Here is a 13,233-nt window from a genome sequence, read left to right as displayed (position 1 = left end):
CAATAAAGCCTAATAATTTGCCACATAGAAAGAGATCGTTACAAAATGTTTTGCTTAAGAGACATACGGGATTGCTGTGACTAAATGGCATATGGCAGATGGCCGGTAGCTGGTGGCTCAAGAGAGTGCGTCGTTGCCTTCGGCTCCTCGCAGTGACACTCTGAGAGACCTTGCAATGACACCCTAAAAAGTCTTTGCTAGCAAAGCGAAACAATCCCTATTGAAAGGCGAAAGTCTCGCTGTGCGATCTCAATCTATTTTCTAAGCTTTCGTAAAGGTTGCTTTAAAAATGTTTAATAATTTGAGATTATTAGTATATTGGATTATTGGAATAGATGCATTTTAACAAAAATTTTAATTAATATCCTGTTTTAAGCTTGCAAATTGGCCTTAATACTCGTATATAAAACTTAATAATTAAGACAAGAGAGAGGAGGTATTTATGAAACGGTTTAAAAAATGGCTTGGTATGGCTAGTCTTGCTTCTTTGCTTTTGGTCCCTATAGGATGTTCTACTGGTCTTAAGCCAGAGGACAAGGCTTTGATGCAGGAAGCCATTAAGGCTTCTCAAGAAGCCAAAGAAGCAGCTGCTCAGTGCCAGAATCTCCAGGAAACCCTTGCTCGCATAGAAGCTGCGGCTCAGAGGGCTGAGGCTGCGGCTCAGGCAGCTACCATGGCGGCTCAGAGAGCTGATGCTGCAGCTAATAGAGCAGCTCAAGCCGCTGCTAAAGCCGACGCTGCGGCCAGCAAAATTGAACGTGTTTTCGAAAAGAGCTTGACCAAATAATTTTAATTTTTAGCCGGCGGTATCCCTCTAATTTCACCTACTATATGAGGGATACCGTCTTTATTCTCTAAATATTTTCTTATTTCCATCCAGTAAAGGATAATTTTACCACCTTGTTCTTTTTTTAAAATATTGGCTAATCGCATAATTTCCGCAAAAGAAGAAGCAACTTTATTTTCAAAGTCTGGAAAGACTTGCAAATATATTTTGTTATCTTTTACGCCTAATTTATAAGGCTCGTATATTACTGTTACCGGAGTACCTACGGGAACTAGTGGGTAAAGAGCCTCAATATCTTCTGGGTACAGGCGCATGCAGCCGTGACTTACACGTCTTCCTATTCCCCAAGGCTTGTTAGTTCCGTGGATCATGTATGAGCCTCGGGAAAGATAAAGTGCTCGCGTTCCCAAGGGATTATTCGGGCCAGGGGGTACTACCTCTGGCAAATCAGGTTCTTCTTTCCTGATAGATTCAGGTACATGCCAGGGGGGGTTTTTTCTTTTGCGAACAATGGTATAAATTCCTAGTTCAGTAAGTTTCCCATCTGTGCCAATACCTATAGGAGCGGTATAAACTATTTTTTTATTTCCTTCTCTTGTAAAAAAATACAAACGCATTTCCGCAAGATTGACTACTAAGCCTGTTTTTACACTGGGTAATACGTATTGAGTAGGAATAACAGCTTCCTTGCCCGGAGGGGGGATCCAGGGGTCGTATTTAGGATTAGCCAGTATGATTTGATTATAACCTAGGTCATACCAGCGGGCGATATCAAGTAAAGTTTCATTTTCAGAAATGACGTGTTTCTTAACTTCCCCTACCACAGTATGATGGCTATCCCAAACGTATCTATCCAGGGCAAGGGCATTTCCAGCGAAAACAAGTAAAATAAGAGCTATCTTAATGGAGGGTTGAAATAACCGAAACGTAAGCGAGGGAATTCTTCGCCAAGCCTTTTTACTAAATTTTTTATGCCTAAACATTCGCTACCAGCCTCAAAATTTATCTTTTTTAAATACCAAATAGGGTCTATTGCATGATTACGTAGCTGAATAAAATCAATCCCCAAAGATACCATATCGCATAGGGCTTCAAACTCTTCTTTTTCATCGGTAAATCCGGGAAAAACAAAAAGGTTTAATGACACAAAGCCGCCGAGGTTTTTCATGCGCCTGATACTTTCCCTGACGTTGTGTAAATCATAACCTCTGGGCCTAAAATAGGCCTTATAATAATTGTCTCTAGCACTTGAAAGGCTTACCCTTATACTGTCAAGCCCGGCCTTACGGAGCCTTTCTACTTCATCAGGGAGGCTAGCGTTAGTATTGAGATTTATAGTGCCTCGCCTGGTGGCCTGGCGCATAAGTTTTATGGCTTTTTCTATCAGCCCAGCCTGAAGCAAAGGCTCGCCTTCGCAGCCCTGCCCAAAAGAAACCATGGCTCTTTGGGCCCCCTTTAAATGGGGAATCAGGGCTTCAGCCATTTCTTCCGCCGTGGGCACAAAGGCTATTCTTTCCTGGGCAATGTGGGGGCCGTCTTCGGCCTGCCAGGAAAGGCAACCAATACACCTGGCGTTACAGGATGGAGAACACGGAGCCGGGGCCTCAAAGCGTTTAAGCACAAAGTTTCTGGCTGCTGGGCAACGGTAACGCCTTACACAGTTTTCTACCAGATGTTTGACAAAACGGTTATTTGGAAAGCGTCTTAAGAATTCCTTAGCCGCCTTTTCTATGCGTTCTTCATTAAAAAAACGAACTTCCTGACGATGATCAAAGTCAGACCTAAAGGCCGTAGCCCAAAAACGCCCTCGGTGCCAGCCTGCCGCGGCATAAGAAAAAAGAGGAAGCGGCGGAAGCTCTTTTCGGCTTTCCAAATAAGGGCAGAGATAAACCTGAGTGTGCGCCGGGGCCAGATAGGCTGCCACGGCGAAAACAGGCTCGCCTGGAGCAAAGGGGTTTTCCTTAAGGACCACTGGTTCATCTTTATGGGGGTCATAGCCAATAGGATAGCGCTCAGGCAAAACATAAAGAGCACTGCCTACGGGCAAAGGTATAAAGTCTTCCCTTTCTGGCAAAACCACATCGTAGCCAGAGAGCCCCATGGCCAGGAGATAAGGGTGGTCGTAAATACGGCCTTCCTTATCGGCAAAAAGCAGCCTGGGGCTCTTCTCTGGTGCAGGATAAAGGCGTGGCCACATAAATTACAAAATAAAGCGGCTCAAGTCTAAGTCCTGGGCCACGTTGGCCAATTTCTCCCGCACGTACTCTGCGGTAATAACAATTTTAGTTGGCGCCACATCTGGAGCCTCAAAGGAAATGTCTTCAAGCAGTTTTTCCATAACGGTGTAAAGCCTTCTTGCGCCGATATTTTCAGTGCGTTCATTTACTTCGTAAGCAATACGGGCGATTTCTTCTACGCCTTCAGGTGTAAATTCAAGGATTACGCCTTCGGTTTCAAGTAAGGCTTTGTATTGCTTTATCAGGGCGTTTTCTGGTTCGGTTAAAATGCGGACGAAGTCTTTTTCCGTTAGAGGATCAAGTTCCACTCTGATAGGAAATCGCCCTTGAAGCTCAGGGATAAGGTCAGACGGTTTGGCCACATGGAAAGCACCGCTGGCTATAAAAAGAATATGGTCCGTGCGCACCATGCCATAGCGGGTGTTTACGGTGGTTCCTTCCACAATGGGCAGCAGATCCCGTTGCACTCCTTCGCGGGAAACATCAGGGGTACTACCTCCGCCGGCTCTGGCGGCAATTTTGTCTATCTCGTCTATGAAGATAATGCCACTTGTTTCTACCCGCCTGATGGCTTCTTTGGCCACTTTGTCCATATCCACCAGGCGGTTGGCTTCTTCCTGCTTAAGAAGTTCAAGGGCTTCTTTTACTTTCATTTTTTTGCGTTTGGGGCGTCTGGGAAAAAGATTCCCCATCATGTCGCGAATTTGCTGTTCCAGGTCTTCAAGTCCGGTGGCGGCGAGCACCTCTACCATTGGAGCAGGTTTCCCGGCCAGTTCTATCTCGACGAATTTGTCATCAAGTTCTCCCCGGCGAAGTTTTTCGCGGAATTTTTCCCGGGTAGAAGCAAAGGTGGCGCTATCTGTGTCAGAGGGTGGAGGGAGAAGCAGGTCAAGGATTCTGTCTTCAGCCAGGTAGGTGGCTTTTTCTTGCACGCGTTTTTGTTCTTCTTCGCGGACCATTTCTACGGCTATGTGGACGAGATCCCTTATCATGGATTCTACGTCTCGGCCCACGTAGCCCACTTCGGTAAACTTGGTGGCTTCTATTTTTAGAAAGGGGGAGTTAGAAAGTTTGGCAAGCCTTCTAGCTATCTCTGTTTTACCCACACCGGTGGGGCCGATAAGGATAATGTTTTTGGGGTAAATTTCTTCTGATAGAGGAGGCGGCACCTGTTGTCTTCGCCAGCGATTGCGAAGCGCTATGGCTACAGCCTTTTTGGCCTTGTCTTGGCCAATTATATACTTATCAAGTTCGGCTACTATCTGGCGTGGTGTAAGTTCGCTTCCGGTAAGCTTTTCCATAATTTCCTCCTATAATTCCTCAACTACGATTTGGTCGTTCGTATAAACACAAATTGAAGCAGCAATTTGCATGGCTTCAAGGGCAATGTCTCGTGGGGGGAGGTCCGTGTGTTTTAAAAGGGCCTTGGCCGCAGCTAAGGCCATAGAACCACCTGAGCCAATGGCGAGCACCTGATCATCAGGTTCCATCACGTCACCTGCCCCTGATAGCAAAAACATGTGATTTTTGTCACAGGCAATGAGCATGGCTTCAAGGCGTCTTAAGGTCCTTTCTGTACGCCAGTCTTTAGCTAGTTCTACTACGGCTCTCACCAGTTGCCCACCATAAGCTTCAAGCTTCTTTTCAAGCCTTTCAAAAAGAGTTAAAGCGTCAGCGGTGGCCCCGGCAAATCCTACAATGACTTTTCCGTGATAAAGCCGTCTTACTTTGCGGGCTTTGTGTTTGATAATTGTTTCTCCAAGAGAGACCTGTCCGTCACCAGCTACTACGACTTTACCGTCTTTTTTTACGGCGATAATCGTTGTTCCCTTCATTTTTTTTACTCCTTTTAGCCCTGGGATGTGAATCGTCATAAACTCGGGCAAGCCTTGAAAAATCAAGGTGTGTATAGCGCTGGGTGGTGGCCAAGCGCGCGTGCCCAAGCATTTCTTGAATAACTCTAAGGTCAGCACCGGCTTCTAACAAGTGGGTGGCAAAGGAATGTCTTAAAGTATGAGGTGAAACTTCTGGCAAACCTAGATAAAGAGCGTATTTTTTAACTATTCTATGAATACTCCGGCTGGATAAAGGTTTGCCGCGCACACTTAAAAAAAGATGCCGCGTTTCCTTCTTTTTGCGCTTAAGTAGCTTTTCACGGGCCTCAAGGTAAGTCAAAAGAGCGGTTTTGGCTTTTTGGCCAAAGGGGGTGAGCCTTTCTTTTCCCCCCTTACCTTTTATGCGAAATACTTGGAGGTCAAGCAGCACATCATCAATAGAAAGAGAAGCCAACTCAGAGACCCTTAGCCCTGCTCCGTAAAGAATTTCAAGAATGGCTTTGTCCCGCAAAGCCAAGAAGTCGTCTCCGGTTGGCTTTTCAAGCATGGCAAACACTTCGTCAACGTTTAAAACCCGGGGCAGTTTGCGCTCAAGCTTTGGGCCTTTAAGGAATAAAAGCCGCTCGTCGTTGAGCTTATTATTCTTTTTTAAAAAACGAAAATAGGCCTTAAAACTTGAAAGCTTTCGCGCAAGACTTGCGCGAGAAATTTTTTGCGCCAATTTTGCCAAATATAGCCTGATTTCAGGGAGAGTGGCTTGAGCGGGGTCCTTCCCTAAGGCCTCTTTTAATTGATAAAGATCTGTAGCGTATGAACGCACCGTGTTTGGAGAGGCCCTTTTTTCGTTTTGTAAATAATTTAAAAAGTCTTCAATGATCATTTTAGAAAATAAATGCTATCATTGCGAATGCCTTTTTGTCATTGTGAGTGAAGCGAAACAATTACATGAGATTGTTTCGGCTGCTGGGGGCAGCCTCGCAATGACCCTTTTAGGGTGTCACTGCGAGCCCGTATGGGCGAAGCAGTCTCTTTAAGTATGGCATATTTTGCAAAGGTCTCCATTGATAAAAGCAAAATAGCAAAGAAAGAGCCTGCCGCAAGGTGGCAGGCTCACATTGAGGATAGGCGGGCCGGTTAACACTCTATATCAAAAGTAATCAAAAGTAAGAGTTGGTAGTTTTGTGGGCCTCACATACTTCTTCAACGCGGTCTTCAATCAAACGGCCTTTTTTCCAGATACGCTTGCGTATTTTGTGGCATTTTGTTTGTTGGTTGTAGGAAAGCGGTGTGGCTTCAACTACGTTATCACCCTGCCGATATACCACTGTATGTCCGGTGCTGGCGGCGTTGGCAGAGGCCTGAGAACTTATTTCTGTAAGTCCCCCTCCCAATACAGCTCCAGCTGTGGCTCCAATGACTGCGCCTCGCCAGGGATTATTGTTGTCTAACATGGCTCCAGTTACAGCCCCTACTGCTGCCCCTAAAGTTGCTCCTTGGTAAGAAGCACTTTGCTGGGTAGTGGTACAACTGTTTAAGACTATTAAAAATAATAATGGCATTAAACATAGAATTATCTTTTTCATGGCTACCTCCTTTCTTTTTGACACTTTTAGAATAAGCAAGATAGATGCCAATTTTATTTGTCCAACAGGGATGCTAGGAGAAATTCTTCGCTATGTTCGGAACAACTAAAGTCGTTTTTTAGGTCCTAGCGAATTTCAACAGACAGTAGTTTTGACTTATTTATTTTAGAGTGCTTAAAAAGCTAAGTAATCTTGATTGTTTTAAAACAAATTTGTCGAAAGTTCGGAAAAACTGTTTGTATTAAAAAGAGACGTTATCTTTGCTAGCCAGCAAGTAATGTTTTATTAACCTCCATGCCCCAAAGGGGCACAACGAAGGCATGAAAACATTGAAAAGAGAGGAGCCATGGATATTTTGTTGCTTCAAAAAGTCTTTAAAAAGGAGGTATATACCCATGGCTCCTGAAAAAGAAAATAACCAGGTTTTAAGAATTATTCATCCCATTTGTTGTGGCCTTGACGTTCATAAGCGTTTCGTCTCAGCATGTATCCTAAAGACTCTTCCTGATGGTTCTATAGAAGTCGAAGTTCGAGAATTTGAAACTTTTACCGACGATCTTATAGCCCTGAGAGAATGGCTGATCGAAAAAGATTGTCCCATTGTAGCCATGGAAAGCACAGGTGTTTACTGGCAGCCTATACACAATATTTTAGAAGGCTATGTGGAAGTGATCTTAGTCAATGCCAGGCATATCAAAAATGTCCCTGGACGAAAGACGGATGTCTCAGACAGCCGCTGGTTAGCAGAATTACTTCGTGTAGGTCTGCTACGGGCAAGTTATATTCCCCCAAAACAAGTTCGTTTCTGGAGAGAGCTAGTACGACTTAGACAGAAACATGTCAAAACGCTTGCTGATTATAAGAAAAGAGTTCAAAAGCTTTTTGAATCAGCAAATATTAAGCTAGACAATGTAGTTTCAGATTTGTTTGGGGAAACAGGTCGTCAAATCATGAGATTACTTTTAGAGACCCCCAAGCCTAGCCTTGAAGAAGTTAGGGTTTGTGCTAAAGGGAAACTTAAGAAGAAAGTAGAAGAGCTCTATCGCTCTATTTGTGGCTTTTTCGAAGAGCATCATCGTTTTCTTTTGCATTCGCTCTTAAGCATAATAGAGACTCTGGAAAAAGAGATAGGGATTATGGATATAAGGATCAAGGAAGTAATGAGACACCATGAAGATTTAATAGAGAGATTAAAAGGGATACCAGGAGTAAGTGAAGTTTCAGCGCGAGCTATTTGGGCAGAAGTAGGGCCGGATCTGAGAAGTTTTTCAAATGAGAGGGCGCTAGCCAGTTGGGCAGGAGTTTGTCCAGGGAATAACGAAAGTGGAGGAAAGAGGATTAGCGGCAAGAGCCCGGTAAAGAAACATCCTTTAAGAAGCGTTTTGATAGAGGTGTCTTGGGCGGCCACGAGGAAGAAAGGGACATATTATGCGGCAAAATATAGGCAACTTCGTGCTCGTCGAGGGCCTAAGAAAGCCATAGGGGCCATAGCGCATAAGATATTGAAAGCGGTGTATTTTATCATCAAAGAGGGTCAGGAATACAGGGAATTAGGGGCAAATCATCTGAAGCAGATAAATAGGGAGAGATTATTGACAAAAATAAAAGAAGAAGCAGAAAGACTTGGGTATAAAGTGGTAGCGGCATAAAACAGCGAGGTAAGGTCGTAGCCCCCACTGAAGCCAAAGAGCGCGATATTAACCTGACCGACCACCAGCAGGCACAACAAATTGTAGGCTTTGACCACGCACAGGAATCTCTCTTGAACTAGAGTTGGTGGTTATTGGTCGATGTTTTCACAGGAATGGGGCCACTAAATAGGCGACAATTGAGTCATTGCGAGCGAAGCGAAGCAATCCCTGAGACTGCTTCGACCTCTAACGAAGCCTTGCAGTGACAGCGAAGGTTTGTTATGGATATAAAAATTATTGCTCATAGAGGTGCTTCCTATTACGCCCCTGAAAACACCATAGCTGCTTTCTATATAGCTCAGGAATTACAGGCTGATGGGATTGAATTGGATGTTCATCTTACAAAAGACAATAAATTGGTGGTTATACATGATAAAACAACTGAGCGTACAGGGGATAAAAACGTTATAGTTAGTAAAGCTACTTTGGAAGAATTGAAAGCAATTGATGTTGGTAGTTGGTTTGGACCACAGTTTAAAGGAGAGAAAATACCTACTTTAGAAGAAGTAATAAATAAGTTTAGAGATTTAGAAATTTATATAGAAATTAAGTCCGGTAAAGAAGCGGCTTTTCCCTTATTTTCTGCTTTGGAAAAAGTTAAAGAAAAAGAAAGATTAATGGTTTTTAGTTTTGATTATAGTTTTTTGCTAGAATGGCAAAAATTTAATAAAAATGTTAGAACTTTATGGATAGTTGAATATGGATACAATATATCTGAAGACGAACCAATAGAAAGAATAATAGAAAAAATAGAATATATTAATCTTACTGGTATATCAACTGATAGTAACTTGGATATATGGGAGAAGCATGCCTTTAAAATAGTTAGTAAAAAACTCTACTGGAATGTTTGGACAATAGATGATGAAGATATTGCTAAGAAATTTTCTAAAATGGGAGTAAACTCTATTACTACAAATATACCAGATAAGATTAGAAAAGTATTAAAAGGAAAAAATTTTTAATTATTTTTCACTTTTAAAAGCAAGGCCTTGAGAAAAATATTTTTGAAGGAAGAAAAATATTAATAATGCTGGCAATAAAGAAATTATTGCGCCTGCCATTACAACTCCCCAGTTAGTGGCATCTTGACCTGTTGTCATCATTCTAAGTCCGATTTGTATAAGCTGTTTTGAGTTGTCTCTAATAATTACTAGTGGCCACAGATATTGATTCCATACATAAACAAATTCGATAAGTAAAAGAGCTGCTAATATGTTTTTTGACATGGGAAGAAGAATTTTAAACATAAATTGTAAGGGATTAACACCTTCTATTTTTACTGCGTCTAAAAGATCTCTTGAGATTTGAAGGAAATGTTGTCTAAAAAGAAAAGTTCCTGTAGCTGAAGCTAAGAAGGGAAGGATTAAAGCGCCAAATGAATTAACTAGCTTTAATTTTGTAATGATATTAAATAAAGAAATAATCATAATTTCCGTCGGCATCATTAATGTAAAAAGTATAAAAAGAAAAATTGCTCTTTTAAATGGAATAGAAAAATAAACAATAGCGGTAGCAGCCATAAAAGAAATGATAGCTTTACCAGTAGTTACAAAAAAGGCTACAAAAATGGTGTTGAAAAGATATTTTCCTAAGTGATATTTTTGCCAAGCTATTTTATAGTTTTCTAAAAAAGCACTACCTATGGTAAGTTTTGGTGGGTAACTAAATATTTCTGCTGGAGTTTGAGTGGAAAAAATAAAAGCTAATATTAGAGGAAATGCTATTAAAAAAACAAAAAGAGATAAGATTATATATAGAAACTTATCTTTCATAGTGAACCATCCTAGAGGATACTCTTAATTGAATTAATGTAAGTATAACGACAAATATAAAAAGAATTACAGATTGTGCTGCAGCTATGCCGGTTTTAAAATACTCAAAGCCATCTCTATAAATACTATAAATTAAAATAGTCGTACTTCCTGCAGGTCCTCCTTTAGTGATTAAATCGACGAAAGCGAAACTTTCAAAAAATGCAGCAATTGTATTTGTTATTAATAAAAAAAGGCTTATGGGAGAAAGAAGGGGTAAAATTATTTTAAAAATTTTTTGAAAATAAGAAGCTCCTTCTAGACTGGCAGCTTCTAAAAGCTCTTCTGGGATATTTTGGAGGGCGGCTAGATAGAAAACTATATTGTACCCTAACATTTTCCATACAAAAGCAATAATCAGAACTCCCATTGCTAAAATATTATTTGACAGCCAGGGAATTTGAATTTGTAATACTTTATTTAGTAGAAAATTAGTTATGCCAGATTGTTCATTAAATAAAAATAAGAAGATGACACCAGCTACCGCTGGAGGTAAAGCATAAGGCCATATAAGTAATAATCTAAAGAAACTTATACCTTTTATTTTGCTATTTAAGAAAAGGGATATAATAAAACCAATTGTTATACTTAATAATATACTGGGAACAATAAAAACGGCTGTGTTTTTAAAAATTTTAATATAGTCTTTAGAGCTAAAGATATATTTATAGTTATCTAAGCCAACAAATTTTTTAGTAAGTCCTAAAAATCCTACTCTATATAACGATAGAAGAAATGTTTCTAGTATTGGATAATATAAGAAAAGTAGTAAGATTAAAATTGTAGGTAAAAGTAGTAAAAGAGCTATCCACTTATTTTTATAAATATTATAGTCTTGTGTCATGTGCTTTTAAAAGGGAGGACGTAGCCCTCCCTTTTAAGTTTATTTTATAGAATCGTTGTATCTTTTAAGAGCATTATCAGCTTTTTTATCCGCTTCGTTTAAAACGTAATTAATTGGTTTGCCAGCAAGTATTTCTTGTATTGCTTCTTCAATTATTGTTCTAATTTCTGGAAAATTTCCTATTAAAGCGCCTTGGGTAGCTCTATTGACTTTTGTTTGAAGAAGCTGATCAAATGCTGCTTTATAAGCAGGATGTTTATCAAACCATTTTTCAAATTTTAATACATTAACAGCGCTTTCTCTTACAGGGAAATAACCAGTACCTTTGTGCCAGCGGACTTCATTTTCAGTATTTGTAAACCAAAGTAAAAATTCTTTAGCTGCTTCAATTTCTTTTTTAGAATGCCCTTTAGTTAACCAGAGGCTTGCACCTCCAACAACTACGCCGTTTCTTTCAGTACCATCGGGAATAGGAATAAAAGCTGTTCCCAATTTGAATCCGTGTTCAAAAGCAGCGTTTTCTAAAATAGTTACATCGGATGTTGAGGTGATTAGCATAGGTGCTTGACCAGAAATAAATAAGTTGTTAGCCCCATCCCAGTCTTCAGGCTTTCCAGAATAGGCATAATATCCTTTGTCGTAAAGTATCTTCCACCATTTCATGATTTTTTTCATCGCTTCAGAATTGATATAGATATCAGTTGCCCTTGCCTTTCTACCATTTTTATTGTTAGCCAAAAGAGCGCCCTGTTCTGCGACCCATTGTTCAACAAACCAGGAATGTAGAGGCCAGGTAATACAATATTTGGCTCCTGCTTTTTTTAGCTTTTTACAAGCTTTTATGACTTCATTAAAAGTTTTCGGAGGATTTTCAGGATCAAGACCAGCTTTTTTAAACATAGTTTTGTTATAATAAAGAATTGGATTTGAAGAGTTAAAAGGAACAGAGTTAAATTTTCCTTTAATTCTATAATAATTAGCTACAGGTTTGATAAAATCGTCTAATAATGCATAATCTGTTGGTTTTATTGTGTCTTGAAAAGGCATAAAAATATGAGAATCTAATGCCAACTGTGTTCCAACCTCAAAAATTTGTACAATGTGAGGAGCATTACCCTGTTTATAGGCAAGAATAGCACTGTTTAGGGTGTCTCTATAGCTGCCTTTGTATTCTGCTTTAACTTCTATTCCAGGATGTGTATAATTGAAATCTTCAACCATTCTATTTATAAAAGCTGCTCTTGATCCTCCCATTGCATGCCAAAAAGTAATTTTAATTTTTTCAGCTGCATAACAAATTTTCAAGTTGATCGCCATAATTAGTAGTAGAATCAATGCTCCTAACGTTTTTTTCATTGCCTACCCCTCCTTTTATTTTGTTTTCAATTAATAATTGGCCATTTTTATCAAAAAACCTTAAATCATTATAATCGCAATATATTTTTATTCTTTTTCCTGCTTTAATATTTGTTTTTGAAGAGGTTTTTAAATAGATTAAAATTTTTCCAATTTTTATAGTATGAATAGTTTCGCTTCCACAGTATTCAGTAAACTTTATTTCTCCAGTGCCAAAAAATATTTTCTTTGTATTTATTTCGAAGTTTTCAGGTCTTATGCCAATATATTTTGCTGTTTCAGGAAATTTAAGTTTTGGTAAGATATTTTCTTTTTTTATTTCTTCAATTGTGATTACGTTCATAGGAGGTGTTCCTATAAATTTTGCAGTGTAGATGGTTTTTGGAAAATTATAAAGTTCGTAAGGTGTTCCTTCTTGTTCTATTTTTCCTTCACGAATTAGAATAATTTTATCCGCCATACTCATAGCTTCTATTTGATCGTGAGTTACATATACTACTGTTAAATTTAGCGTCTGCTGTAAATTTTTTAATTCTTTTCGCATATTGTCCCTTAGTCTAGCGTCAAGATTGGAAAGTGGTTCGTCCATAAGACATATTTTCCTTCCAGAGATAATAGCTCTAGCCAGAGCTATTCTTTGTCTTTGTCCTCCTGATAGCTGTGATGGCTTTCTATTTAATATTTCTGTAATGTTTAATAATGATGCTATTCTTTTTAGTTTTGCTTCTATAGTATCTTTCTTTTCCTTCCTCACTTTTAGTCCAAATATAATATTTTCTTTGGCTGTCATGTGAGGAAATAAAGCATATGATTGAAAAACCATGGAAATTCCACGTTCATGAGCTTCTTTATAAGTTACATCCTTGCCATCTATAATTATTTTTCCGTTATCGATTTTTTCTAACCCGGCTATTATTCTCAAAACAGTCGTTTTTCCAGAACCTGACTCTCCAAGTAAGACTGTAAACTTTTTTGAATCTATAGATAGACTTAGATTTTTTATGACTTCTTTATCTCCAAATTTTTTTATTATATTTTTAAGTTCTATAGTCATTTGTTCTCCTTTTGATCGCTGAAAATTTATCT

General features: G+C 39.4%; 13 protein-coding genes. 3 read left to right on the top strand and 10 right to left on the bottom strand.

All coding sequences use genetic code 11. The annotated features are described in order from the left end of the window. Nucleotides 1-442 precede the first annotated feature (442 nt). The gene (locus THEIN_RS03455; RefSeq protein WP_013907311.1) at nt 443-787 is read left to right on the top strand and encodes an alanine-zipper protein; all 345 of its coding nucleotides are present in this window, start codon (nt 443-445) and stop codon (nt 785-787) included. A gap of 2 nt (nt 788-789) precedes the next feature. On the opposite strand, the gene THEIN_RS03450 is transcribed toward THEIN_RS03455, so the two are convergent. The 6 genes from THEIN_RS03450 to THEIN_RS03425 all read right to left on the bottom strand — a co-directional run bounded on the left by THEIN_RS03450 (nt 790) and on the right by THEIN_RS03425 (nt 6,442). After that, on the bottom strand, nt 790-1,611 hold the full coding sequence (locus THEIN_RS03450) for a L,D-transpeptidase family protein (RefSeq protein WP_217125054.1): 822 nt from the start codon (nt 1,609-1,611) through the stop codon (nt 790-792). Between the two features lie 71 nt (nt 1,612-1,682). After that, nucleotides 1,683-2,984 carry a radical SAM protein gene (locus THEIN_RS03445; RefSeq protein WP_013907309.1) on the bottom strand — a complete coding sequence of 434 codons (1,302 nt, stop codon included), beginning with the start codon at nt 2,982-2,984 and terminating at the stop codon, nt 1,683-1,685. 3 nt (nt 2,985-2,987) lie between these two features. Further along, a complete protein-coding gene (gene hslU, locus THEIN_RS03440; RefSeq protein ID WP_013907308.1) occupies nt 2,988-4,325 on the bottom strand; it encodes an ATP-dependent protease ATPase subunit HslU in 1,338 nt (445 codons plus the stop codon). 9 nt (nt 4,326-4,334) lie between these two features. Next, the gene (gene hslV / locus THEIN_RS03435) at nt 4,335-4,859 is read right to left on the bottom strand and encodes an ATP-dependent protease subunit HslV (protein ID WP_013907307.1); all 525 of its coding nucleotides are present in this window, start codon (nt 4,857-4,859) and stop codon (nt 4,335-4,337) included. Further along, entirely contained in the window at nt 4,819-5,739 is a 921-nt protein-coding gene (gene xerA, locus THEIN_RS03430; RefSeq protein WP_013907306.1) for a site-specific tyrosine recombinase/integron integrase, read from the bottom strand. Before xerA ends, hslV begins: the two co-directional genes overlap by 41 nt. A 277-nt stretch (nt 5,740-6,016) precedes the next feature. Continuing rightward, on the bottom strand, nt 6,017-6,442 hold the full coding sequence (locus tag THEIN_RS03425) for a YMGG-like glycine zipper-containing protein (protein WP_013907305.1): 426 nt from the start codon (nt 6,440-6,442) through the stop codon (nt 6,017-6,019). Nucleotides 6,443-6,837: 395 nt separating this feature from the next. Here THEIN_RS03425 and THEIN_RS03420 point away from each other — a divergent pair, with 395 nt between their 5' ends. Together THEIN_RS03420 and THEIN_RS03415 are read left to right on the top strand one after the other, a co-directional pair. Next, entirely contained in the window at nt 6,838-8,091 is a 1,254-nt protein-coding gene (locus tag THEIN_RS03420; RefSeq protein WP_013907304.1) for an IS110 family RNA-guided transposase, read from the top strand. Between the two features lie 263 nt (nt 8,092-8,354). Then, nucleotides 8,355-9,098, top strand: coding sequence for a glycerophosphodiester phosphodiesterase (locus tag THEIN_RS03415; RefSeq protein ID WP_013907303.1), 744 nt, complete (start codon nt 8,355-8,357; stop codon nt 9,096-9,098). Here THEIN_RS03415 and THEIN_RS03410 read toward each other — a convergent pair whose 3' ends face one another. The 4 genes from THEIN_RS03410 to THEIN_RS03395 are packed head-to-tail and all read right to left on the bottom strand — an operon-like array spanning nt 9,099 to nt 13,201. After that, a complete protein-coding gene (locus THEIN_RS03410) occupies nt 9,099-9,908 on the bottom strand; it encodes a carbohydrate ABC transporter permease (RefSeq protein ID WP_013907302.1) in 810 nt (269 codons plus the stop codon). Then, nucleotides 9,898-10,791 carry a carbohydrate ABC transporter permease gene (locus tag THEIN_RS03405; protein ID WP_013907301.1) on the bottom strand — a complete coding sequence of 298 codons (894 nt, stop codon included), beginning with the start codon at nt 10,789-10,791 and terminating at the stop codon, nt 9,898-9,900. The genes THEIN_RS03410 and THEIN_RS03405 overlap by 11 nt, the downstream gene beginning before the upstream one ends. A gap of 39 nt (nt 10,792-10,830) precedes the next feature. Then, nucleotides 10,831-12,147, bottom strand: a complete 1,317-nt coding sequence (locus tag THEIN_RS03400) for an ABC transporter substrate-binding protein (RefSeq protein ID WP_013907300.1) — start codon at nt 12,145-12,147, stop codon at nt 10,831-10,833. Continuing rightward, nucleotides 12,074-13,201, bottom strand: a complete 1,128-nt coding sequence (locus tag THEIN_RS03395; RefSeq protein WP_013907299.1) for an ABC transporter ATP-binding protein — start codon at nt 13,199-13,201, stop codon at nt 12,074-12,076. The genes THEIN_RS03400 and THEIN_RS03395 overlap by 74 nt, the downstream gene beginning before the upstream one ends. Nucleotides 13,202-13,233 lie beyond the last annotated feature (32 nt).

This window comes from Thermodesulfatator indicus DSM 15286, assembly GCF_000217795.1.
Lineage (GTDB): Bacteria > Desulfobacterota > Thermodesulfobacteria > Thermodesulfobacteriales > Thermodesulfatatoraceae > Thermodesulfatator > Thermodesulfatator indicus.
Note: the sequence above shows the minus strand (reverse complement) of the source record. Positions and strands in the feature narration are given on the sequence as shown.